Source organism: Chryseobacterium salviniae, from assembly GCF_035819015.1.
GTDB lineage: Bacteria > Bacteroidota > Bacteroidia > Flavobacteriales > Weeksellaceae > Chryseobacterium > Chryseobacterium salviniae.
Genome location: NZ_JAYLAA010000057.1, coordinates 51,303 through 76,174 on the forward strand (window position 1 = coordinate 51,303; position 24,872 = coordinate 76,174).

The 24,872-nt window shown below is 36.3% G+C and carries 18 protein-coding genes; 17 read left to right on the top strand and 1 reads right to left on the bottom strand.

What is annotated here, in order from left to right; genetic code table 11:
• Window positions 1–10: 10 nt before the first annotated feature.
• Window positions 11–3,661 carry an MMPL family transporter gene (locus tag SOP96_RS17415; protein WP_326322165.1) on the bottom strand — a complete coding sequence of 1,217 codons (3,651 nt, stop codon included), beginning with the start codon at window positions 3,659–3,661 and terminating at the stop codon, window positions 11–13.
• 173 nt (window positions 3,662–3,834) lie between these two features.
• Here SOP96_RS17415 and SOP96_RS17420 point away from each other — a divergent pair, with 173 nt between their 5' ends.
• The 17 genes from SOP96_RS17420 (at window position 3,835) to SOP96_RS17500 (ending at window position 24,627) form a co-directional block, all read left to right on the top strand.
• A complete protein-coding gene (locus SOP96_RS17420; protein WP_326322166.1) occupies window positions 3,835–4,845 on the top strand; it encodes a hypothetical protein in 1,011 nt (336 codons plus the stop codon).
• Entirely contained in the window at window positions 4,842–5,981 is a 1,140-nt protein-coding gene (locus tag SOP96_RS17425) for an EpsG family protein (protein WP_326322167.1), read from the top strand. The genes SOP96_RS17420 and SOP96_RS17425 overlap by 4 nt, the downstream gene beginning before the upstream one ends.
• A gap of 160 nt (window positions 5,982–6,141) precedes the next feature.
• The gene (gene topA, locus SOP96_RS17430) at window positions 6,142–8,700 is read left to right on the top strand and encodes a type I DNA topoisomerase (protein ID WP_326322168.1); all 2,559 of its coding nucleotides are present in this window, start codon (window positions 6,142–6,144) and stop codon (window positions 8,698–8,700) included.
• A 176-nt stretch (window positions 8,701–8,876) separates the two neighbouring features.
• On the top strand, window positions 8,877–9,962 hold the full coding sequence (locus tag SOP96_RS17435; protein WP_326322169.1) for a glycoside hydrolase family protein: 1,086 nt from the start codon (window positions 8,877–8,879) through the stop codon (window positions 9,960–9,962).
• A 340-nt stretch (window positions 9,963–10,302) separates the two neighbouring features.
• Entirely contained in the window at window positions 10,303–11,373 is a 1,071-nt protein-coding gene (locus tag SOP96_RS17440) for a formimidoylglutamase (RefSeq protein WP_326322170.1), read from the top strand.
• Between the two features lie 4 nt (window positions 11,374–11,377).
• Window positions 11,378–12,379: a glycosyltransferase family 2 protein gene (locus SOP96_RS17445; protein WP_326322171.1), complete on the top strand. Its 1,002-nt coding sequence runs from the start codon at window positions 11,378–11,380 to the stop codon at window positions 12,377–12,379.
• Between the two features lie 91 nt (window positions 12,380–12,470).
• Window positions 12,471–13,598, top strand: a complete 1,128-nt coding sequence (locus SOP96_RS17450; RefSeq protein ID WP_326322172.1) for a glycosyltransferase family 4 protein — start codon at window positions 12,471–12,473, stop codon at window positions 13,596–13,598.
• A gap of 26 nt (window positions 13,599–13,624) precedes the next feature.
• On the top strand, window positions 13,625–14,485 hold the full coding sequence (locus SOP96_RS17455; RefSeq protein WP_326322173.1) for a polysaccharide biosynthesis/export family protein: 861 nt from the start codon (window positions 13,625–13,627) through the stop codon (window positions 14,483–14,485).
• A 4-nt stretch (window positions 14,486–14,489) separates the two neighbouring features.
• A complete protein-coding gene (locus SOP96_RS17460; RefSeq protein ID WP_326322174.1) occupies window positions 14,490–16,973 on the top strand; it encodes an exopolysaccharide transport family protein in 2,484 nt (827 codons plus the stop codon).
• Window positions 16,974–17,186: 213 nt separating this feature from the next.
• Window positions 17,187–18,080: a type IX secretion system protein PorG gene (gene porG / locus SOP96_RS17465; protein ID WP_326322175.1), complete on the top strand. Its 894-nt coding sequence runs from the start codon at window positions 17,187–17,189 to the stop codon at window positions 18,078–18,080.
• Window position 18,081: 1 nt separating this feature from the next.
• Window positions 18,082–18,831, top strand: coding sequence for an isoprenyl transferase (locus tag SOP96_RS17470; protein ID WP_326322176.1), 750 nt, complete (start codon window positions 18,082–18,084; stop codon window positions 18,829–18,831).
• Between the two features lie 29 nt (window positions 18,832–18,860).
• A complete protein-coding gene (gene bamA, locus SOP96_RS17475; protein ID WP_326322177.1) occupies window positions 18,861–21,401 on the top strand; it encodes an outer membrane protein assembly factor BamA in 2,541 nt (846 codons plus the stop codon).
• A 9-nt stretch (window positions 21,402–21,410) separates the two neighbouring features.
• Entirely contained in the window at window positions 21,411–21,956 is a 546-nt protein-coding gene (locus SOP96_RS17480) for an OmpH/Skp family outer membrane protein (RefSeq protein WP_326322178.1), read from the top strand.
• A gap of 61 nt (window positions 21,957–22,017) precedes the next feature.
• Window positions 22,018–22,521: an OmpH/Skp family outer membrane protein gene (locus SOP96_RS17485; RefSeq protein ID WP_326322179.1), complete on the top strand. Its 504-nt coding sequence runs from the start codon at window positions 22,018–22,020 to the stop codon at window positions 22,519–22,521.
• Between the two features lie 69 nt (window positions 22,522–22,590).
• A complete protein-coding gene (locus SOP96_RS17490) occupies window positions 22,591–23,076 on the top strand; it encodes an acyl-CoA thioesterase (protein WP_326322180.1) in 486 nt (161 codons plus the stop codon).
• Entirely contained in the window at window positions 23,076–23,942 is an 867-nt protein-coding gene (gene rfbD, locus SOP96_RS17495) for a dTDP-4-dehydrorhamnose reductase (protein WP_326322181.1), read from the top strand. Before SOP96_RS17490 ends, rfbD begins: the two co-directional genes overlap by 1 nt.
• A 4-nt stretch (window positions 23,943–23,946) precedes the next feature.
• Window positions 23,947–24,627, top strand: a complete 681-nt coding sequence (locus tag SOP96_RS17500) for a hypothetical protein (protein WP_326322182.1) — start codon at window positions 23,947–23,949, stop codon at window positions 24,625–24,627.
• The last annotated feature ends 245 nt before the right edge of the window (window positions 24,628–24,872 follow it).

Sequence of the window (24,872 nt, forward strand, 5' to 3'; positions counted from 1 at the left end):
TTCATATTTATTATTTTGAAGTAAATATTTTTAATGATCCATAACTGAATTTTAATGAATAATCAGCATTATCTAATATATTATTTTCTATATCACAAAAGATAATGGTTCCGGGAAGTTTTTCCAAGGAACCGATGTTGAATTTTTCATCCGAAATCAGGAGGATATCAATGTTTTTATTGATTTCTTGAAAGTCGTTTATGTAGTTAATCTTCCTTCTTTTTACCAGGTAGTTCTGTTTGGCAATCTGTCTTTTTTCATCATCTTTGATATAACTGAATATTTTTCTTCCCGCCTGCTGCAGGGTAAGCAAAATGTCTTTCTGTCCGAAATCGTCTGCAATATGAAGGATATTGGCATCTTTAGGAATATGCTTACCCAGTTCAAAATAGACTGATTTATTATTGTCAAAATCTTTTTTAACTTCATTTACCATGTCGGAATCTTTGTATAAAAAGCTTAAAAACAGTTTTTCCTTAAAATAATTTTCGTCTTCGAGTTCATTTTTGAGCGCAGCAAATTCTTTCCTGAAATAGGCATTGATTTTTTTGCTACGTTCCGAATAATTTTCCCCGAAACTTTCATCTTCATTTTTTATCCTTTCACCCACTTTTACGGTAATGGCTCCGTCATAAATGATAAAATCTCCTTTCGGCAGCACTTCGGAATTCCCGTGAATATAAACCGGTACAATATCCAGCCCGAATTGCTCCACAAGATAAAATGCCCCTTTATGAAATCTTTTAATATTGTTTGTATAAGAACGCTCTGCTTCGGGGAAAACAACAAGAGAATACCCCTGTTCAACTTTTTCTTTCAGCTTACTGACTCCATTTTCTATACCCTGTGAAACAGGATAGCAGCCTAATGCTCTCACCATTTTCCCAAAAACCGGAGATTGATATACCCAGTCATTAACAAGGAAAACAAACTTGTGGGTAGTCATTGCTACTGCCAGTGTATCAAGGAATGAAGTATGGTTCGCAATAATAATAGCTGGTTTGCTGAAATCTTCTCCCGAAATGTTAATGATCTTTTTTCTTACCCATGGATTGGTAAATAGCACGGAAGTTAAAAATTTAGCAGAAATTAATTTAAAAAAGTTTAAAGTTTTGCCTTTGGAATTTTTTGTAAACGGGCTGATAAACAATGAGAAAAACAATCCTCCCAAGCCGTAATACAGGAAAGACAGCACGGAGTGAATGAAAAGCCTTAACGTAATAGGAGAAAGCCCTTTTTTTGCCCTGTTGGTGATGAGCAGCCTAAACCAGAATGGATATAAGGTTGAGGTAATTACAATTACCGAAAACATTCCTATTAAAGCAACCAATGCTAAAGAGTGAAGCGCAGGATGTTTGGCAAAGATAAGCGAACCGATAGACAGCACAGTCGTAAAAACCGCCAGAATAATTGACGTTCTGTATGTAGGAAGTTCGTTTTTTCCGGTTGTGTGCTCTTTTTGCATAGCTTGTGTAAGGAAGATGCTGAAATCGTCTCCAACTCCGAAAACCAGTGTGCAAACGACTGTGCTGAAGATGTTTAACTCTAATCCGAGGAAATATAACATTCCTGCTGTGACAACTCCGGTAAGGACAATCGGGAACATCGTAAGAAGGGTAAGCTCAAAATTCCTGAAAAATAGAATGATTGTTAAAATAATAGCTAAAAGAGAATAGTTAATCAGCGTATTAAAATCTCTTTTCAGCAATCCGAGGAAGTTTTCATTCATCTGCTGCCGGTCGATGGCGAGAGCATCATGCTTTTTTTCAACATCTTTGATGAATGCATCTCTTTTATTTTCATCAACCTTTACTACATTCGATACGGTATAAAATCCTTTTTCCTCACTCAGGAATTCGGAAACCTGCAATGCTTTTACTTTTTCGTAGTCTTTAAGGCTTACCAGCGTATAATTTTTATTTAAATTATCATTAAACTGATTGAATGCAGCGTCATTAAAACCATATTGATTTCCGTTTTGAATAAGCTCGGAAATGGTGCGTGATTTTTTATCCGATGTCCAGAATTTATGCCAGTTTTCAATTTTTTTCTGCTGGTCTTTTTCAGAAAGAACCACTTTTCCCAGAGAATTGTAGCTTAATATTTTTCCTTCCTGCTTTTCTTTTTCCAGAAACCGATTCAGTTCTGAATTTTTAGTGAGCACTTCTTCTGCCGAATTTCCGTAAGAAATCGTATAAATAGATTTTGAAGTGATGTCGGAAAGCTTTTCAAGTTTTGCTTCCGTTATTTTTAAATCTTTGGGGATGTAATTTAAATCTCCGATATTTTCGTTAAACCCTACATGCCGAAACCCGAAAAGGCAGGCAATAATAATCACCGAACAGCCGATAATCAGAGGTTTGTTTTTTTCGTAAGGATAAGAACCTATTGCATCAATAAAGTTGCTGTTGGCTTTTTTTTGTTTTTTAGGATGGTATAATTGCGGTATAATAATCAGTGCCATAACGGAGGATAGCATAACCGTAATGGCTGCAAAAAGTCCAAGGTCCTTTAATGCTTCGGAACGCACCAATACAAGACAGAGAAAGGAAATTGCTGTCGTGGCGCTGCTTAGTATGATGGGCTGCGTGATTTCCCTGTAAAGTTCTTCAATATTATTGTTATGCTTGTAGTGGGTAAGAATGTGGAGTGCATAATCTATTGTGATCCCGATGAGAATAGCACCTACACTTAATGAAATGGCGGAAACTTTATCTTTAATGAAATACAGGATCAGTAAAGCGAGCAAAACCGAAAAAACCGTTGGAAGGAATACAATGAATGGCGTAAAAAAATTCCGGAAATAATAGATGAGTAAAATCAAAAGAACGGTCATTGAAATCATCACCGTATTTTGAATATCCTTTTTGATCTGCTGCGCATTGGCAACCGCAATAACGGGAGAACCAAAATAGCTGATCTCTGTTTTTCCTTTAAACTGCTTATTCAGATTGTCTTTTATTTGATTTAAATCATTGATGAATGATTCGTTGTTTTTGGTGTCGCTGCTTTTATTTTTGGGATCGATAAACAACAAAAGGTTTTTCCCGTCTTTGGTGACGATGTAGCTGTTTTCAAGTTTGAAATCCTTACTGATATTTAAGGCATTAAGTTTTTTTATTCCTAAAAAAGTAATTCCGAGCGGGTCTTTTTTGATAAATTCTTTGGTAACCAGACTTGTAGGGGAAACCAGCGAGATGTAGTTATTTTCTACTTGTTTTGCAATGCTGTCTTTATTCAGTTTTCTGTCGATTTCAGTGTAATCGTTTTCATCTAAAAATAAAGGAAGATTCTGGTTGACAAATTCAAAGGTTTCTGAGATTTCATTGTCGTTTACTTTTCCCTGAATGGAACCAATGTATTTTTGCAAAGGCTCAATCTTTTGTAAGAAATCGTCTGCCGTTTCGGACAGCTGGAAATTGTCTTCTTTGGAGCGGTTTTCAATGATAACAATGATTTTATCTGAAAAATTAAGCTGCTGCAGCACTTTTGCCGTAAGGTCTGATTTTTCATTTTTTGGGATGATCTGGCTGATGTCTTCTTCAAAATTAATTTTTGAGGCAAAGAAGCCGCATAGTAAAGCAATTCCGACTGCAAAAAATACAGAGAGAAGCTTGTTTTTAGAAATAAAATAATATAAGAATATGAAAAAACGATGCATCACATGATAGAATCAAGTTTGCAAATTTAATTTTTTCAGGATTAGTTCAAAGTGTTTTACAATAAGTTTATCTGAAAATCAATAAAATATTTAATCGTAACGAAAAAAAATATACATTTGCAGAAGTTCCTATTAATAATATAAAAAAAACTAAGCATTGCTTAGAATTTATTATGTTTACAACAAATGATGAAAAAATAAACGGACTGTTATTCGTAATAATTCTGCCGTTCCTGCTGTACTTCATGTCCTACTATGGATTTGAATCTTCTTACACGAGACTGAAAACTTCAGAAAGACCTCCCGAATTTTTATTTAATTCCGTCTATGCGTACCGGGTAATTCCCAATTATATCAGTGTGAAAATGACCGGTTTTATGGAATATTTTATCCAATATAAAATCCCTTTTCTCAAAAATTTTCTTTCTAAAAACGGGACCCCTTTTTATCATGGTCTTTTTTTAGTAAACAGCTTTTTTTTCATTTTATGTTCTTTGATATTAAATAAGATTTTCACACTTAATCCATCAGAATTTATTATTGATATTAAGGTAAGACGAATAGTTCATCTTCTTTCGGTATTCTTTATCGTAATCACACAATATGCTCCCACAAATTGCGATACTATTGCTTTATTCTGTTATTTGTCTGGGGTTTACCTTACATTGAGATATTATCTCACTCAGAAAATGAGATTCTATTTATATTTGGTGATTCTTATTGCTGTATCTACGTTTGTAAGAGAGACGGCCTGTCTGAATATTGCTTTCTTTACAGCTTTATTTTTCAATTGGAATAAATTAAAACAGCTTCAGTTTAGATCAATATTTGCCGTAATTCCTTTGATTATTGCTTTTATTGTTCCGTACTTGGGATTAAGACAGATAGTTGTAAATTCTGAAGTTACATTTGTGGAAGGATTTTATATCAACAGGAACTTTACCAGTCCTTTTAATCTGGCAGGGTTGGTGTTTGTTTGTATTGTTATTTATTTTATCTATAAATTTTGTACAGAGGATGTAAATAAGGAATTAATAAAAAAATATCTTTTTTTCTCACTACCATATTTGTTCATGATTACCATCGTGGGATTGTTCTGGGAAATCAGGCTTTTCTTACCGATAATTCTTACTTTCTTAATTATAGCATTTTACCAGTTTAAAACTCTAAAATATAAATCATGAGTTTATTGCATCCTTATTATTTAATTGCATTAATCTATATGCTTTATTTCAGCATTCAGGAGGTTTTTGTAAAAAAAGTTGATAAAAAATGGTTTTGGTTTTTGGGTGTTTACCTCATCATCATAGCGGGACTTCGGGAGAATGTAGGGCCGGATTATGGAAGTTATAAAGGCATTTATATCTATTCCGATACAAAAGATTACACCAGTATTATCCTGAAAGCATTACACATAGAAGGGGCGGAAGTTGTTGAAATTGAATGGTTATATGCTCTTATCAATAAAATATTGCTGAATGTATTTAATGCTCCGTTTTACCTGGTAACACTGGTAATTGCAACTTTCGCTATCTTTTTTAAAATTGAATACACGGAAGATAACACATTCTATCCTTTTACCTATACACTTTTCATGTTTATTCCCAATTTTTTTATTGGGGAAAGCGGACAAATTAGACAAAATCTCGGAACATTTGTTATTTACTTTGCCATAAGGTATATAAAAGAACGGAATCTCTGGAAATATCTTTTATGGGTTTTTATAGCAACAGGAATACATAATGTCTGTTACCTTTTCCTTCCCATGTACTGGCTGGTAAAGCTTCCTTTAAACCGGTTTGTAATGTTGAGTCTTATTATTGGATCAATTTTCGCGTCTCCCTTTGAAATTTACAGAGTTTTTGGAAGCTTTTTGGAGAATCTGGCCTCCGACAGCACACTTGTTGAAGGTTTTAATGGTTACGTAGATGAATCGGTACAGAGACTTAACGGAGGTCTTGGCGTGCCGGAAGCAATAATGGCCATTCTTACATTTTTCTTATTTACGTTTGACAAACCAATGGAAGAAAAATATCCCTATTATGAATATCATAAAGTCTTTGCTGTCTTCGGCATCTGCATGTATTTTATCTTTAGGGATAATCCTATATTTTCATCCAGAATGGCAGGAGCATTTATTGGCTTTTCTTATATAATTATTCCTAATGCGATGTATGTAGTTTCACAGAATACTAAAAGATTAATATACGCCTTTATCATCTTTCTTGTCCTATTCAACTTTGTTCTCTTCTCAACTTTTAACAATATTACAGCAGGAAGATTTACTTTACAATTATATAAAAACTTTTTATTGCCATAGCTGAAGTGAAATAATCTACAAATTAGAAATGATGATATACTGGATATTATAATTATGCCCTTAACGACTATTGAAAGTCTTAATAGCTTATATTGTTAAAATAAAACCCTGGACAAAACCTATCTAATAAAAAAACTTTACTTTTGCAAAAATTTTTAGAATGTCGAAAAATTTAGTAATCGTCGAATCACCGGCAAAAGCAAAAACGATTCAGAAGTATTTGGGGAAGGATTTTGAAGTGAAATCCAGCTTTGGGCATATCCGTGATCTTCCTAAAAAAGGGATGGGAATCGATTTGACAACCTTCAGCCCGGATTACGAAGTTTCTGCAGACAAAAAGAAATTGGTGACCGAATTAAAAGCTGCCGTGAAAAAAGCCGAAATGGTTTGGCTTGCATCCGATGAAGACCGTGAAGGGGAAGCTATTGCCTGGCATCTCGCCGACGAATTGAAGCTGAAACCGGAAAACAGAAAAAGAATTGTTTTTCATGAGATTACTAAAAATGCCATTCTGAAAGCTATTGAAAATCCAAGAGATATTGACCAAAACCTTGTCAATGCACAACAGGCAAGAAGGGTGTTGGACAGAATCGTAGGTTTCGAAATGTCTCCCGTGCTCTGGAAAAAAGTAAAACCCGGATTATCTGCAGGAAGAGTGCAGTCCGTAGCCGTAAGGTTAATTGTTGAAAGAGAAAAAGAAATCCGTGAGTTTGTTCCGAAAGCGAGCTTTAAGCTTGACGGAGTTTTCCTTAATTCGGCCAATCAGGAGATTGCGGCAAAACTGAAAAAAGACTTTGACAAAGAACAGGACGCAGAAAAATTCCTTGAACTGGCGCAGACGGCAGAATTCAAAGTATTAAATGTCGAAACAAAGCCGGGAACAAGATCTGCTTCGGCACCTTTTACCACTTCTACCTTGCAGCAGGAAGCTTCTTCACGATTAGGATACAATGTAACAACTACCATGCGTCTTGCACAAAGGTTATACGAAGAAGGATACATTACTTACATGAGAACAGACTCCGTGAACCTTTCCCAGGAAGCAATTGAAGGAGCAAAAAAACAGATTACTTCAGAATACGGAGCAGCATATTCTTCACCACAAAATTATACCACAAAATCATCATCAGCTCAGGAGGCGCACGAGGCGATCCGTCCTACAGACTTTGGGGTAAAAACAGTAAGCGATGTTCAACTGAACAGATTATACCAGTTGATTTACAGAAGAACACTGGCTTCTCAGATGGCGAATGCTAAAATTGAGAAAACCGTTATTGAAATAGGAAATGCAAAATTGCCGCAGAATTTTGAAGCACAGGGAGAAGTTATCATTTTTGATGGTTTCTTAAAAGCTTATGGTATCGTAAAAACCGAAGAAGATGATGAGGAAAACAACGAAAAGCTGCTTCCTAAAGTAAAAGTGGGTGAAGTTTTAGATTATAAAAAGATTACCGCTACAGAAAAATTCACAAGACCAAGCGCAAGATATACTGAAGCAGGCTTGGTAAGAAAGCTGGAAGAGCTGGGAATCGGACGCCCTTCTACGTATGCACCAACTATTCAGACTATTCAGAATCGTGAATATGTAGACAAGCGTGAGATTGAGCCGCAAATTCGGGAGGTGGTAAAAATATCTTTGGTAAAAGATAAAATAAAGAAAGAAGTCCTTGAAGAAAAATTCGGAGGGGATAAAAATAAATTTGTTCCCACCGATATCGGTGAGGTAGTAAACGACTTCCTCACCGATAATTTTAAAGAAATTCTGGATTACGGTTTCACTGCAAGAGTGGAAGAAGGCTTCGACGAAATAGCCAGTGGAGACCAGAAATGGAAACAGATGATGACAGATTTCTACTCGAAGTTCCATCCGAGAATCGAAGATGTGGAAGAAAATGCAGACCGTGCTACCGGCGACAGGCTTCTCGGTATTGATCCTAAAACCGGCAAAAATGTTCATGCGAGAATCGGAAGATTCGGAGCGATGATCCAGATCGGGGAAACGGAAGACGAAGAAAAACCGGTCTTCGCATCATTAATGACAGGGCAGAACATCGCCACCATTACCCTTGAAGAAGCGCTGGAATTATTTAAGCTGCCGTTTGATCTCAGCGAAGTAGACGGGCAGCCGGTTTCCGTAGGAGTCGGAAGATTCGGCCCATATGTGAAGTGGGGCGAAACCTATATCAGCATTCCTAAAGGAGAAGATCCGCTTTCGGTAGACCAGAAACGTGCAGAGGAAATTATCAATGAAAAGAAAATCGCAGACGCACCCATTGCAACATACAAAGGCGAGCCTGTAACGAAAGGTTCCGGAAGATTCGGGCCGTTTATCAAGTATAAAGATATTTTTGTGAATGTGCCGAAGCGATATGATTTTGAAAATCTTTCCCAAAGCGACATCAACGAGTTAATTGATGCTAAATTGGAAAAAGAAGCCAACCGGTACATCCAGCAGTGGGAAAAAGAAAAAATTTCTATTGAAAACGGAAGATGGGGGCCATTCATCAAATTCGGAAAAGGAATGTTCAAGATTCCGAAAAAAGCAGATGATACCAAATATGATGCTGAAGAGCTCAAGGAAATTTCTTTAGATGAGGTTAAAAAATGGATCACTGATCAGGATCCGAAAGCCTTTGCAGAAAAGAAAAAACCGGCAGCAAAAAAGCCAGCTGCCAAGAAAACCACAACGGCTAAGAAGGCTCCGGCAAAAAAGAAATAATTTAATGTTTAAAATCATCAACAATTCGTTGATGATTTTTTTCGGGGTATGTGTTTTGGGGCGGCGGCGAAGCCGCCGCCCCGAAACACATACCCCTCCTGAAAATGATAAATTGCCCTAAAGTGCGGGATAGTAAGTTGATAAGCTTATATTAAATTAGCTTTAAAATAAATGCAATGGAAAAACCCTTCACCCGCAAAGAATTTCTTCAGACCTCAGCGTTGGGTATGGCTGCCGTATTGTTGGGATCATCATTCACCAGCTTAGTATCTTCGGAAGAAAATCCTTATTTCAGGTTGAAACCCATCGGAAGATCACTCGCTCTAGAAGGCTACTACATTTGGTGCAGTTCGCCGATCTGGGGGGATGACGGAAAAGTTCACCTTTTTTATTCCCGATGGAAAAAGGAAAAAGGAATGGGCGGATGGCTCAATGGATCTGAAGTTTGTCGCGCCGAAGCAAATTCTCCATTTGATACATTCGAACATAAACAGGTAATTCTGGCCCCGCGAGGGGAAGGCTTTTGGGATGCAACGACCTGTCATAATCCTTTAATTAAAAAAGTCGGGAATCAATATTTATTATTTTTCATGGGAAATTCCAACGGGAAAACCAGCACCAAAAGAATCGGGCTTGCAGCTTCAAACAGTATTGACGGACCATGGACAAGGCCTGACCAGCCGTTGCTACTTCCCGGACAAGAAGGTTCCTGGGACGATCACTGTACTACGAATCCTGCTTTTGTGAAAGGAAACGACGGAAAATACTGGCTTTTCTATAAATCATGGAACACACTTGAATACGAAACCCAAAAAGGGACGGTAAGGGGAAACAGGAAATACGGTCTGGCAAAATCGGATTCACCATTTGGGCCTTATGAAAAAGTTTCTGAAAATCCTGTCATCGATTTTTCATCATTGCCCGGCAATGCTCAGCTTGAAGATGCTTTTGTCTGGAAACAGAAAGGCAGATTTCATATGATCGCCAGAGACATGGGGTTTTTTAATCATGAATTGGGGTTGCATTTGGCCACAAAAGACGGAATCAATTGGACAAAGCCCGAAGTAGCTTATTTTAATATGAAGCATTATATCAAAGAACCTAATCCTCCTGCATACCTGAAAAGATTCGGAAGGCTGGAAAGGCCGATGCTTTTGCTGGATAAAGACGGAGAAACGCCGCGGTTTTTGTTCGGAGCAACGCAGGGAGGAGCTTTTGAGACTTCTACCACTTTTGTTTTTGAGATTTCAAAAAATAATTAGTTTTTACTCGGATAATTGTCAAAGATAGAGCCTGTTTAAATTTGAAATTTATTTTTACCATTAAGAAAGTTAAGTTTCGTAGGCTTAAAAAACTTAATAAAATCAATGTATTGATTTCTTAATAATCATTTTAACTTACTTAAATTTTTAATGTTAAATTTTTAAGAATAAACGAAGTTTATTTTAATTTAGGAATTTGAGAAAAAGCTATAAAAATTTTATGAGTAAAATATAGAAAGGCTTTTGAACTTTTATAGAGTGAAACAACTGCTGTTATTTTATGCTTGAGGAATAATTTAATTTTAATATTTTTGATCTCAATATATATTGAAAAGAGATCATGAATTTTGAAGATTTTATTATTTCGCCAAGAAATTTCAAAACAGAAAGCTGGCAGATCGGGCACAGAATTACGAAGGATATCAAAGAAGACAGCATTGTCCTTCTTTTTGTTTCGGATTACAGGGGTGCCAATGGAGATGCTGAAGTACAGGATTTTACAGGCATCCGCAAAGAGTTTTACCAACTTTCACAGCTTGATTTTGAAATTCCGATGGTAGATCTCGGTGATCTTGTTTCCGGGAAATCGGTTCAGGATTCTCACTATATTTTACAGGAAGTTCTCTCCGCATGTCATTATAAAAGAGCAATTCCGGTAATTATCGGTGGTTCTAATGATTTTTCTTTTTCGCTTTTTTCAGCGCTTAATTTTCATTCAAAGAATATCAATTATACGCAGATAAGCAATATCATTTCTCTCCAGCAGGGTGAAATGATCAACGAATATACTTTTCTCAGCAAGATTTTCGGGGCAAAGAATTTTTCAATTAAAAATTATCACCACCTTGGCTATCAGAAACATCTGAACGAAATTGATTCGGTAAGACTGATAAAGGAAGTCGAATTTGATATCATTCGCCTTGCTGAAATGATGAATTCTACCGAAAAGACAGAACCGTTTTTCCGAAAAGCTGATTTGGTAACGGTAAATTGTGACGCTATTGAAAGTTTTAGCGAGCCTTTCTCCATGAATCCGCAGGTAAACGGACTGAACAGAAGAGAAATCTGTGCATATATGAAAGAAATAGGACTTAGCGAAAACCTTAAATCCGTAGGAATTTTTAATTATAATATTTACTCGGAAAATCAGCTCAACCACCAGCTTCTTGCACAAATGATCTGGTATCTCATCGAAGGAATCAACATCCAGCGGTCTCATCCTAAAGAAAGGCATTATGAAGTATTTTATGTTCTTATAGACGACCGGAAATATACTTTCAAAAGGGATACTTTCAGCAATCTCTGGTATTTTGGGGATGATGAAAATGTTGAAAACTGCGTTCCCTGTTCCCGAAAAGATTTCGATGAGGCTAAAAAAGGCTGGCTAAACACAAGACTGACGAAAATTTAATATAATGAAACATGTTCCCTCAAAAGTTTCTGTAATTGTTCCGGTTTATAATGTTGAAAAATATCTTGCCAAATGTCTTGATTCTTTAATTAAACAGACTCATCAGAATATCGAAATTCTGGTGGTGAATGACGGAAGTACAGACCGTTCCGAAGAAATTATTCAGGATTATGTGCAAAAATATCCGGACAAAATAAAAGCTTTCCATAAAAAAAACGGAGGACTCAGCGACGCCCGGAACTTCGGAATAGACAATGCTGCCGGTGAGTATATCGGTTTCGTAGATAGCGATGATTACGTAAATTCTCAAATGTTTGAGGAAATGGTAACGCTTGCGGAAAAGCATCATGCAGAAATGGTGATCTGTAACATCCAAAAAGTAAATCAGCAGGGAAAGATTCTACAAAAGCTTACACAGATTCCCAATATGCCGGAGAAAATAGAGCTTGAAAATAATTTTTCCGTTTTTTCTGATATCAGCTATTTTGCCTGCAATAAACTTTTTAAAAGAAATCTTCTTAATGAGAAAAGATTTAAAAAGAATATTCATTTCGAAGATATCCAGCTCATTCCACAACTTTTATTGGATTGTACCACCATTGCACAAACCCAGAATTACCATTATCAGTATCTTGAAAGAACCAATTCTATCAGCAAAACCCACACCGAAAAAGGGCTTGATATTCTGAAAGCGGTAGAGGATGTAGAAGAATATTTTAAAACAACAAAATATTCTGATAAAGTGCAAACGCTCAAAAATTTTCAGATTCTCGAAGGGGTGTATTCTTTTCTTGCTTATCTCGCTTTCGTTAAAAATGATGATGTTTTTTACAAAATGTGTGAAAAGCTTGAATTTTTTATGAAGAAAAGGGATATAAAACTTAAAAATTTATTGCAATTTAATCGTTTTGGTAAGAATTATCTATTATCTTTGTCATTGAAAAAAAGCATATTCTATCTTTTGTTTTTTGCAGGGCAAAAAAAACTGATAAGAAGATTTATATAAAAACACAAATGTAAGTGCTGTTTCGGAAAAGCTTACACAACTGTTTCCGAAGGTTTCAACACAGATGAACAGTACTTTTAAATGAAAAAAAATGAAAAATTTTGAATTATTTTTAGCTCAATCGGGTCTTCCCATATTTTATATTAAAATAGGACTTGGTTTTTTATTCTCTTTTTTAATCACATTTTTTTCAATTCCTACCATTCTCAGGATTTCCAGAAAAAAGAATCTGATGGATGAGCCGGGAATAAGAAGTTCTCATCTACGTAAGATTGCCAACCTCGGCGGAATTGCCATATTTTATTCTATAGGAATTTGTGCGCCTATTTTTGCCTATGAGCTTTTCGATCTTTATAAATTCCTGTTTGCCTCTCTGGTTATTCTTCTTTATGTAGGGGTGATGGACGATATTGTTGTGATGAGGGCCTATAAAAAGCTCGTGGCGCAGGTTGTTGTATCGTGTCTTGTGGTAATCGGTTCTGATATCAGGATAAGAAATCTTTTCGGCATTTTCGGCATTTATGAAATCAATTATTTTGTAAGTGTGGTTTTCAGCATCATTACCTTCATTATTCTTATCAATGCCTTTAATCTTATCGACGGGATTGACGGCCTTGCAGGAGGGTATTCTTTGGTTTGCAGCAGCCTTTTTGGAATTAGCTACTACAGGTTAGGATCATACAATTATCCATTGGTGATTTTGTCAGTTATTATTATTGGTTCCGTGCTTGCTTTTTTATATTATAATTTATCCAATTACAGGAGCAGTAAAATTTTTATGGGCGATACCGGATCAATGCTTTTGGGATTCCTGCTGGCTTTTACTTCCATCTCTTTTATCGATATTTTTATTGACAAAAATATTCCCAATATTCCCAGATATCATCTTAAGTCTGCACCGGTAGTTGCCGTGGCTATTCTTATTCTTCCGATTGTTGATACACTGAATGTAATCATCATCAGATTAATCAACAAAAAATCTCCTTTTGACGCTGACAGAAATCATATCCATCACAAGCTTTTAAAGCTTAATCTTACACACAGAAGATCTTCCGGATATATTATTTTGTATTACCTTTTTATAGTCGGTTTAGCCTATTTATTAAGACATACAAATGTCAATTTACTGCTTTTTATTATACTGTTTTTAGGCTTCTTCGGTGCATATATCCCTCATTTTATTTATACATTGAGACATATCAAAAACACTAAAAATTAAATTTGTTCTATTATAATATCAAAAATATGATGAAAAATTATAAGTATGTATTCCTATTAGTGCTGCCTTTTCTAGTAGTGTCCTGTATTACTACAAAGGATGTCCGCTATATGCAGCCCAATGAAAGCCTGGTGATTAATGAAGAAGGACTTATTCCTTACAATATTCCCATATACAGAATTACCAGAAATGATATATTAAACCTTAATATTGTTACAACCCCGAAAGGAGATGCCGCACAGTTTTACTCTGCACTGAATGCTTCGGGCGCGAATACTGTACAGGCGACTTCCGGTGGTGCATCTGGTACATTAGGTAGCTCAAGAGCCGGCGGAGGTAATTCTGTATTTTATTTTAATGGCTTAAAAGTAGACTCTAAAGGCGACATCAATGTTTTTGGTATCGGTTATATTAAAGCAGAGGGAAGAACAATTGAAGAGGTGTCTCAGGAAATTCAGGCAAAAGTTAATGAAAACTTTCAGGACGGAAAATCTGAAGTAAGGCTTAACACCGACGGGATTACTTATTATATACTGGGAGATATCGAGACAACGGGGCTCACAGGAGAGAAAGTAGCACATAAAAACACCCTTAATATTACAGAAGCACTGGCTATGAATGGCGGGCTTAATAGAACCATCGACAAGAAGAATATTGTTATCCACCGAAAGCTGCCCGAAGGAATCAAGGTGGCCAAAATTGATCTTACTAGGGAAGATATTATGAATTCACCCTATTATTACGTTCAGAACGGTGATGAAATATATCTTAATACAAGATCTAAAAGCCTGAACGGTTTAGGAAAAGACCCTATACAGACATTAACTACAGGAGTATCAGTAATTACAACTGCATTATCTATCTATCTTCTTCTTAAAAATCTTTAATATTATGATTCCCGATAAAGAGACAAAAATTGAGAAAGATGCTTCTCAGGAAGGAAAATACGGCTCATTTGCGATGTTCGACATTACCCATTTTTTTAACAGAACTCTGAAAAACTGGTATTGGTTTGTGATGATGTTTATCATTGGCTACATTATTTCATGGGTTTATACTAAATATTACGCGCAGAATGTTTATGCATCAAATTTGTCATTAAGTGTTTCAAACAATACAGCAAGCTATTTTACTCCAAACCAGTCCATCAATTTTATTTGGGGTCAGGGTGGGAATCAGGACGGTATTTACCTTAAAAAAATGCTCCTTTCAAGATCTCATAATGAGTTTTTGGTAAAAGAATTAGAGCTTTTCGTGAATTATTCAACCAAGGGCGTTATCAAGTCAACTTATCTCGACAAAGATGATGTGCCTGTTTTGATAGAGGTAGATAAGAAACACCTTCAACAGGTGGAGTATCCCATAACCCTCATTCCAAAAGGCAAAAATCAGTTTGAAGTGGTTTTGCCGGATGATGGTCATTCAGCCAATTTATACAATTATGAAACAGAAGGATTTACCACCATCAAGCCATACGACAGGCCCGAAAACCGAATTATAGAAATCGGAGAATGGTTCACAGCTCCTAACCTTCGATTCAGGCTTTTGAAAAACCCTGTTACGCCTAAAATTGATCTTCAGAATATTATTGTGAATTTAAGCACGGTAAATAAAGCCGTAAATGATATTATTTCGACCATTTCTGTAGATTTCGATAAAGAAATAAATACCATAATGATTATTACTAAAAAAGGCTATAATCTCAACGGAACGGTTAACTTCCTCAATAAATCCGTAAGCCAGCTTCAGAAAAAACGCCAGGCTGATAAACTTATTGTAGATAAAAATACCAATGCATATTTACAGGAAAATCTTGATAAAATAAGAAAGAAGCTCGATTCTAGTGCTTATGTCCTTAATTACATGAAGTCCACTGAAAAACTCTATGATATTAAAGACAGAGATGAAAAATCTCTCAACAAAATTAAAGAACTCGAGTCTAAAAAAGCCGATATCGAAAGTAAAATTAGTTCCCTTGATCAGATAAGACGTACCCTCGTTTCGCAAAATTTTGATAAAATGATAAGCACTTCGGCAGCAGGCTTTCAGGATGGTTTTTTTTCGGCAACGGTCTCCGAGCTTAAAGATTTATATCTTAAAAGGCGCGAAATGGCACTTATTTACAAACCGAATTCAGAACCTATGGTTGAGATCAGCAAACTGATCAGAGATGCACAGACCAATTCCAATGAAGTTCTTAAAAATTATTACAGAAATTATTTGGAAGAGATAGGTAAGATTAACAGACAGGTAATGGAAACAAATTCAGATCTTGATGCATATCCGGAAAAAGAAAGGAAATATCTGGATGCTGAAAGAGGATATAATATGATAGAAGCTACCTATAACAGTCTCCTTAGCAGGCAAAACGAAACACAATTGAAAATAGCCGGAAATCAATCCGATATTACTGTGATAGACCCTGCGAAGAACTTAGGGCAATCACCCATAGGCCCGAATATTAAAGCAGTAAAAGCAGGAATTATAGGGGCTCTTTTGATACTTCCTCTTCTTTTTATTGTCGCCGGAGTAGCGCTTGATACCAAAATCAGAAATATTAAAGAATTACTCAGTGCTACGAGAATTCCTCTTCTAGGTGTGATTGGAAACAATGACAACGAAACGATGCTCACCGTTCTTGAACAGCCCAAATCTTCAGTTTCAGAGTCGTTCAGAGGCATTAGGGCTAATATGCGGTTCTTATCCGGAAGCGACGGCGGAAGCAAGGTTATTCTGGTAACTTCATCCATTGGAGGGGAAGGGAAGACTTATATTTCCATCAATCTTGCTTCCGTGTTAGGGCTGAGTGACAAAAAAACAATCCTTCTGGGAATGGATCTCAGAAAACCGAAAATTTTCGGGGATTTTAGAATTGATAATAAATACGGAATTTCAAATTATCTTACCGGGGAGGTAGAAATGAGCCAGATTATTAATAAAACAAAGATCCCTAATCTTGATGTAGCGACTTCAGGGCCAATTCCTCCTAACCCTTCTGAGCTTCTGATGAGCGAAAAAAATATCAGGTTTATCCAGGATCTTAAAAAAATGTATGATTTTATTATTATTGATTCGCCGCCGGTAGGCTTGGTTGCAGATTCTTACGAGCTGATGAAATATTCTGATACCAATATTTATGTGGTCCGTCACGAGTATACCGAAAAATACATGCTTAAAATCATTACCGAAAAGTATCATAATGGTGAAACAGGTAATCTGGGGCTTGTTTATAACGATTACAACACGAAGCAAGGGTACGGCTACGGCTACGGTTACAGCTATGGCTATGGCTATTTTGATGAAGATAAAAATTATAAAGCACCATTGTTAATAAGAATTAGAAATAAAGTACGGGAATTATTCAATAAAAAATAATACTTTTAAGCCCTCATTTAATGAGGGTTTACCATGCAGCGGAAATTGAGCGCCTGATAAAAAAAGAATATTTTGTCGACTTTATCGTTTACTTTATAACAAATTATGTTTTTTTGTTTATTTTTAACTAAACATTAAGATTATCATTAATATAAAAATGTTTTATATTTGCAAAAATTAAATTTTAAAATAACCATAAATCCATATTCTTTTATGAATAGAAAATTATTGTTTAGCTTCCTTGCCGCCCTAGGAACTGTGGTAAGTGTTAAAGCACAAAGAAACGAACTGGGAGTTCGTCTAGGTATGAGTAACCTAGTTGGGGATATAGGGAGAACGAATTATATTTTACAAAAGCCATTGGATTTAAGTAGAGCGTCGGATTGGGGAGTTCCGTTTTACGGGGGGATTTTATATAGATTTAATTTTAATCCTCATCAGACGGTAAGATTGGATCTTGGATATAACCAGATTCAGTTTAATGACAAAGTTGCTAAAGAAGAATACAGACAAAATAGAAACTCATTCGGGAAAAACAATGTCTATGAAGCAAGTCTTGTTTTTGAATATAATTTCTTCCCGGTAAACAACGAACAGAAAGGTATGGTAAGTCCGTATATTTTCGGCGGGGTGGGAGCTTTAATGTTTGATGCACCGAAAGCTACACTCGTTAACGACTTCAGAAGAGATGCGGATGGTGTTGCACAGGCTCCGATTAACGAGCTTGATTTTACAACAACAGCCGAGTATTCTACAGGAACAAAAACAACCATGCATATTCCTTTTGGAGTAGGCTTAAAATATAAATTTAATTATAACTGGGCCATTTTTGCTGAAGCAACATTCAGATATACACTTACGGATCAGCTTGATTACAGCAAAATCCTCAGTAAAGATGTGGTCTCCACTTACAATGGAGATATTTTAAGCCCCGTTACAGGAGGTTCCCTTCTTCAGACAGATGCATATTATGTGGTGTCTAAAGAAAGAGAAGCTGCCTTTTTAGGACAAAGAAATATTGGAGATCAGAGGTCTAAAGACTGGATGAATACGGTAAGTTTAGGCTTAACTTATTCTTTCGGAAGACCTCCGTGTTATTGTGATTAATATGTCGTTGATAAAAGATAAAATAGATCCGGATAATTTACCAAAGCATGTTGCTGTCATCATGGATGGTAATGGAAGATGGGCAAAATCCCGGGGCGAAGAAAGAACATTCGGACACAGAAATGCCATCAATGCAGTAAGAAATGCCATCAATGCATGTAATGAAATACATATTCCGTACTTAACGCTGTATACCTTTTCTTCGGAAAACTGGAACCGCCCCGCAGAAGAAGTAAATACATTGATGAATTTACTTGTGGAGACCCTATTGCTCGAAGCAGAGGAGATTTTCAGCAAAGGCTTAAGGATGCATGTCATCGGTAATCTGGAAAAGTTGCCTCCACTCGTAAAAGATCAGCTGAATCGCGTGGTGGAACTTACAAAAGAAAACACAAAAGGCAATTTGGTACTGGCCATAAGCTATGGCTCACAAAACGAAATACTGAATGCCGTGAAAAACATAAGTGAAGATGTAAAAGAAGGAAAAATATATGGAGAAGATATTGATGAAAAATTATTTGAAAGCTATCTTTATACCAAAGATTTTCCGCCTGTTGACCTCTTGATAAGAACCAGTGGCGAAATCAGAATCAGTAATTTCCTCCTTTGGCAGATCGCCTATGCAGAACTGCAGTTTTTAGATGTTCTGTGGCCGGACTTTACGAAAGATATCTTCTTTCAATGTATTGTTGATTATCAAAACAAAGAAAGAAGGTTCGGAAAGACCGGAGAACAAATAAAAATCCAGTAAAATTTAAGACAAGAAAGACTACGATAAAAATGAAGTTTAGACTATTACCCATCATTATGTTTGTTGCTTCTGCACATTTTTATGGACAGGTAACTCCACAGGACAGCACAAGGGTGAACACCTCTGTACAGGCAGGAAGCCAGACAGGAACATACACACTGAAAGACATCGTTGTAGATGGGGTTAAAAAATATACACCCGCTCAGATCCTCAGATTTACAGGATTATCAAAAGGTGAAACGGTAGACATTCCGGGGCAGAAAATAAGTAATGCCGTAAAAAAACTCTGGGATACCCAATCTTTCTCTGAAGTTGAAGTATACGTTCAGAGCATTGAAGGTGAAACTATCATCCTGAAATTCTACCTTCAGGATCTTAAAGATCTCGGCGAAGTAAAATTTGTCGGAAAAGGCATCGGAAAATCCAAAAACGAAAAGCTGGCTAAAGATAATAACCTGAAACCGGGAACCAAAATTACTCAGAACCTGGTTTCAAGTCTTAAGACCAATATTCCTAAAGATTATATCAAAAAAGGGTTTGCTGACGCAAAAATTACCATTCAGGATAAAGTAAATGCAGGAGATCCTAATCTGGTAGACTGGACGATTAATGTAGATAAAGGAAAAAGAATTAAAATCGATCATATTGAATTTGAAGGAAATGCTGCTGTATCTGACAGAAAACTCAGAAAAAAAGCATTTAAAGAAACAAAACAGAAAAGATTCGGGATCGGAGGTATTCTGAAATCTTCAAAATTCATCGAAGAAAAATACCAGGAAGATAAGCAGAACCTTATCAGCTACTACAACTCTTTAGGATACAGGGATGCAAAAGTTCTTTCAGATTCTGTCTGGAGAAATAAAAAAAACAATTACGAGATCAATGTAAAGCTTAACGAAGGTAAGCAATATTATATTGGCGATATTACATTTACCGGAAATACCGTTTATTCTACAGATTATTTGCAAAGACTCTTAGGATATAAAAAAGGAGATATTTACGATGCCGTAGGATTCAACAAAAAAGTGGGAGAAGACGGAGGTAAAGAAGATGATTCCGATATTAAATCGGTTTACATGAACAACGGTTACCTTTTCTCAAACGTAATGCCCGTTGAAAAATCAGTAGACGGAGATAAGATCAACCTTGAAATTCGTATCAACGAAGGCGAAAAAGCAACTTGGAACAGAGTGACTTGGGAAGGGAATACAACTACCCACGATCATGTCATCTTAAGAGCTTTAAGAACCAAACCGGGAAATCTTTTTGCTAAAAGCGATATCAAAAGAACCTATTTTGATCTTGCAGGAATGCAGTTTTTCGATCCGCAGCAGGTAGGGCAGGATATTCAGCCCAACCAACAGGACAATACTGTAGATATCAATTGGAAACTTGTAGAAAAAGGCTCATCTCAGGTTCAGCTACAGGCCGGTTACGGGGGTAACAGCTTTATCGGTACCTTAGGATTGACATTCAACAACTTCTCCTTAAAGAATTTCCTGAAATTTAAAGATTTTAGACCTGTACCTCAAGGTGATGGACAAACTTTGTCACTTCAGGCACAGGCCGGACAATACTTCCAAAACTACAGCATAGGATTTACAGAGCCTTGGTTATTCGGCACTAGACCAACGGCATTATCTGTAAGTCTCAATAACTCAAGGGTGAGATACCCGGATTCTTTTGGTGGGGCTGCACAAAAATTAAATATTTTCTCCGCTTCAGTGGGATTAAACAGATTACTGAAATGGCCTGATGATTATTTCTCATTGTATACAGGGCTTCAGTACCAGAAATACGATTTTAATAACTATCCTTTTGATTTTGGAGGAACTACAGAATATTATGGTACGGCCAATAACTTCAGTATTAACTTAGGGCTGAGCAGAAACTCTGCCGGGATAGACCCGATTTTCCCAACGGTAGGATCAAACCTTGACCTTTCGGTAAAATTTACGCCGCCATATTCACTGTTTAATAATAAAGATTACTCTACCCTGTCTCCTACAGAAAAGTATAAATGGATGGAATTCTTTAAAGTGAAATTTAAAGCCGATGTTTATAATGAAATTGCAGGAAAGCTTGTATTGAGGTCTTCTGCAGAAATGGGATTTATGGATGGGTATAATAAAGAGCTTGGAGCGCCGCCATTTGAAAGATTCTATGTTGGTGGTACAGGCCTTTTCGGAGGTCGTTTTGACGGTAGGGAATTGGTTCCGTTAAGAGGTTACGAAAATGCTTCTACATATGGAGGAACTTCCGATGACATCACCCCTGCAGGTGGAGGTACTATTTACAACAGATTTACGTTAGAATTAAGATACCCGATTTCATTGAATCAGACTGCTAAAATTTATGCGCTCACATTTGCTGAAGGAGGTAACGTTTGGAATTCTTGGGGAAGCTACAATCCGTTCCAGCTGAAAAGATCAGTAGGCGTAGGGGTGAGAGTGTATATGGGAGCTTTTGGCTTGATTGGGTTCGACTTCGCCTACGGATTCGATAAAACAGTTTCAGGAACAGAACCTTCCGGATGGAAAACACACTTCCTGATGAACCAATCTTTATAATTCATCAATATGAAAAATTTTAGAATTGTTTTCACATTCTTCTTATTTTTGCTTTTCGGTTTAAGCAATGCACAGAAAGTGGGTGTTGTGGATACAGATTATATCCTTAATAAAATGCCTCAGTATAAAGAAGCAGAAGCCAGGCTCAACGCTCAGATTGATACTTGGCAGTCGGAACTTCAGAACCTGCAGTCGGAGTACGAACGTAAAAGATCTGCCTTCGAAAGTGAAAAAGTACTTTTAATCGGAGATCAGCTAAAGCTCAGGGAAAAAGAAGTAATGGATTTGGAGAAAAACATCAAAACCACTACAAGCTTACGTTTCGGAGCAACAGGCGAAATTAAAAAGCTCAGAACAAATCTTGTTCAGCCATTCCAGGACCAGATTTGGGGAGCCATAAAAACAATGGCAGAGAAAAACGGAATAGGCATCGTGGTTGATAAAACAAGCAATAATGTACTATTCCTTCAGAAAAGATTCGATTATTCTGATAAAGTGCTTGATATTTTATTAAAAGATAGCGATAAAAAAGAAAAAACTAAAACCCAAAAATAAAAGTTTAACTTTTATTAAATTTACAGATCTAAAAACAAATTAAATTATTTATTTACCAATTATGAAAAAATTAAGTGTATTATTTGCAGCGGTAATGATGGTTGTATCGGTAGGTATGGCAAAAGCTCAAAAAATTGCAACTTTAGACGTTATAGGTGTTCTTAACGTAATGCCTGAAAAGAAAAAAGCAGATACCGATCTTAAAGCCTTCTTAGATACAAAACAAGCAGAAATTAAGAAAAAGGCTGATGCAGCACAGGCTAAATTCCAGCAGTATCAGACAGAAGCTCCTAAAAAGACAGCTGAAGAAAATACGGCAAGAGAAGCAGAGATGAAAAAATTAAGCGATGAAATTCAGCAAATGAATGACAAAGCACAGAAAGATTTCATTGCTAAGCAGGACGCAGCTTACGAGCCAATCGAGAAAAAGCTTAACGATGCCGTTTCCAAAGTTGCGAAAGCAAACGGGTATGATTATATCATGGATGCAAACTCTTCTGCCTTTGTATTCAAAGGTGGTCCGGACGCTACTGCTGCCGTGAAGAAAGAATTAGGTGTTCAGTAATTTCTAAGATATTTAAAAACATTTATAAAAAACCATCTCTCATCGGGGTGGTTTTTCTATTTTTGCAGCATGGAAAAAGAAGTATCAACCACGGTAAAGGTGAGGTTTAGTGATTGTGATCCCATTGGTCATTTAAATAATGTAAAATATCTGGAGTATATGTTCAATGCCAGAGAAGACCATGTGGAAACATTCTACGGCTTTACCTATGAAGAATATACCAAGCTTACTGGCTGTACATGGATTGCCATTCAGAATGAAATTGCGTATCTTAAAGAAGTACGATATAATACCTCGGTTGTCATCAGCAGTAAAACCATAGAAGTTCTGGACAGGACTGCAAAGGTTGAAATCCTTATGAAAAGCCCGGACGAAAAAACAATTCATGCCGTATTATGGGTAACCGTAATTTATTTTAATGTGAAAACAAGAAAATCAGAAGTGCATCCCGAAGACATCAAAGAAACTTTCAATAAATTTTATGTAGATTTAGAACAGAAAGATTTCCAGTCAAGAGTTAAATTTTTAAGATCACAGAACGCAAAAAATTCATAATGAAAAAAATATTGATAGTAGGAGGAAACGGACAGTTGGGAAATTGTATCAGAAAGATCGCTCCCGACTTTGAACTGGATTATGAGTTCATTTTTACAGATTCTCAAACATTGGATGTTACCAATGAAGATATGATAAATTCTTTTTTTTATGATAATAAACCGGATTTCTGTATCAATGCATCAGCTTTTACAGCGGTAGACCTTGCTGAAAAAGAAAAAGAAAAAGCTTTTGCGGTAAATGCAGAGGGAGTTGGCTACCTTGCACAAGCCTGTAAAGAATACAATACACTATTTATACATGTATCCACCGATTATGTTTTTGATGGCGAAACGAATCTTTGTTATTCCGAGGACGACTTCACGAACCCGATAGGCGTTTACGGAAAATCAAAATTAAGAGGAGAGGAACTTGCTTTAGATGCAAACCCGAAAGCAATCATTCTCAGAACATCATGGCTCTATTCAGAATTTAACAAGAATTTTGTAAAAACCATGATGAATCTCTTTACCCAAAAAAAAGAATTAGGAATTGTAGCAGATCAGTTCGGGCAGCCAACTAACGCCAACGATCTTGCAGAAGCTATTATCAAGATTATTGAATCGCCTCAGAAAAGCTACGGCATTTTTCATTTTTCAAACTACCCGGAAACAACGTGGTTTGAATTTGCCCAAAAAATAGCCGAATTTTCAAAATCGCAGATCATGCTGAATGCTCTTACTACCGAACAATATCCTACCCCTGCAAAAAGACCAAAAAGAAGTACGATGTGTCTCGATAAAATAGAAGAAGCATACAAAATCGAACCCAGACATTGGGAGAATAGCTTGGAAGAATGTATTGATATTCTTACACATAATATATAAAAAAATGAGAAAAATACTATTTGCAGCTTTTATTTGTACAGCTCAGTTGATCTTCGCACAAAATGTATTTTTAACGAAAGTTGAAAAAACCAACGAAAGCACAGATAAGTTTTTGTATAAAATTGACGAAGAAAAAAAGGATGCAGAATATCTTGGTGAAGTTGAAATTCAGGGCTTTTCAAAAAACGATGCCGAAATTTTCTCATTAATTTATAAAAAAGCAAAAGAGATTGGGGCTAATACCTTCGCCTTAAAACCTTTTGAAAATGTTGATGGTTCATTGCAAAAATTCAATCCGGCAAATTATAGGCTGGCTTTGTATTATCTTCCGAAAGAAAAATTAATGGATCAGACCGGAAATCTCTATTTGTTTGCCTCTGCAGAAAAAGACCAGAAAATAAGCATCAATCGTGAAGACTATATTGTTTCTTCCAGATCATTTTTAAAGTTAAAGGTCATTCCAGGAGAAGTCTATACCATTTCAACAAAAAAACTATTGGGGTCAACCATAAAATTTCAGCCGAAAGAAAACAGCACCAATCAGTACTTTCAGATTTCAGCCACAAAAATAAAATCAGATGAAACAGGTGTTGGCGGACTCAATCTGAAAAGCGGAGATATTATCGGACTTGAAAAATCCTATGCCGAATTTTTGAGTGTGATTTATAACAAACAAGCAGAGTGAAAACTTTGCTTTTTTTTGCTTTATACATTTTCTTAAAGTCCAACCTTTCTTATTCTTAATAGCTTGCCCAGGGCTAAAACAAAACTCATTAACCTTCAACAACAACTTTCCTCTATATTTACAGTCTCCACTCGTCAACACTCAGACGCTCCAAATTTCCAGCCCTCCCGCTTTTATTTATCTGGGGAGCTTCTTCCGGCTCTCGCTACTCGCTTTTTCCGGTATTGGGGTTTGGGGGGGGGGGG

Excerpts from the sequence above, each read along its gene's own strand:
- SOP96_RS17415 (WP_326322165.1), bottom strand. The coding sequence starts at position 3,661 with ATGCATCGTTTTTTCATATTCTTATATTATTTTATTTCTAAAAACAAG.
- SOP96_RS17420 (WP_326322166.1), top strand. The coding sequence starts at position 3,835 with ATGTTTACAACAAATGATGAAAAAATAAACGGACTGTTATTCGTAATA.
- SOP96_RS17425 (WP_326322167.1), top strand. The coding sequence starts at position 4,842 with ATGAGTTTATTGCATCCTTATTATTTAATTGCATTAATCTATATGCTT.
- topA (WP_326322168.1), top strand. The coding sequence starts at position 6,142 with ATGTCGAAAAATTTAGTAATCGTCGAATCACCGGCAAAAGCAAAAACG.
- SOP96_RS17435 (WP_326322169.1), top strand. The coding sequence starts at position 8,877 with ATGGAAAAACCCTTCACCCGCAAAGAATTTCTTCAGACCTCAGCGTTG.
- SOP96_RS17440 (WP_326322170.1), top strand. The coding sequence starts at position 10,303 with ATGAATTTTGAAGATTTTATTATTTCGCCAAGAAATTTCAAAACAGAA.
- SOP96_RS17445 (WP_326322171.1), top strand. The coding sequence starts at position 11,378 with ATGAAACATGTTCCCTCAAAAGTTTCTGTAATTGTTCCGGTTTATAAT.
- SOP96_RS17450 (WP_326322172.1), top strand. The coding sequence starts at position 12,471 with ATGAAAAATTTTGAATTATTTTTAGCTCAATCGGGTCTTCCCATATTT.
- SOP96_RS17455 (WP_326322173.1), top strand. The coding sequence starts at position 13,625 with ATGATGAAAAATTATAAGTATGTATTCCTATTAGTGCTGCCTTTTCTA.
- SOP96_RS17460 (WP_326322174.1), top strand. The coding sequence starts at position 14,490 with ATGATTCCCGATAAAGAGACAAAAATTGAGAAAGATGCTTCTCAGGAA.
- porG (WP_326322175.1), top strand. The coding sequence starts at position 17,187 with ATGAATAGAAAATTATTGTTTAGCTTCCTTGCCGCCCTAGGAACTGTG.
- SOP96_RS17470 (WP_326322176.1), top strand. The coding sequence starts at position 18,082 with ATGTCGTTGATAAAAGATAAAATAGATCCGGATAATTTACCAAAGCAT.
- bamA (WP_326322177.1), top strand. The coding sequence starts at position 18,861 with ATGAAGTTTAGACTATTACCCATCATTATGTTTGTTGCTTCTGCACAT.
- SOP96_RS17480 (WP_326322178.1), top strand. The coding sequence starts at position 21,411 with ATGAAAAATTTTAGAATTGTTTTCACATTCTTCTTATTTTTGCTTTTC.
- SOP96_RS17485 (WP_326322179.1), top strand. The coding sequence starts at position 22,018 with ATGAAAAAATTAAGTGTATTATTTGCAGCGGTAATGATGGTTGTATCG.
- SOP96_RS17490 (WP_326322180.1), top strand. The coding sequence starts at position 22,591 with ATGGAAAAAGAAGTATCAACCACGGTAAAGGTGAGGTTTAGTGATTGT.
- rfbD (WP_326322181.1), top strand. The coding sequence starts at position 23,076 with ATGAAAAAAATATTGATAGTAGGAGGAAACGGACAGTTGGGAAATTGT.
- SOP96_RS17500 (WP_326322182.1), top strand. The coding sequence starts at position 23,947 with ATGAGAAAAATACTATTTGCAGCTTTTATTTGTACAGCTCAGTTGATC.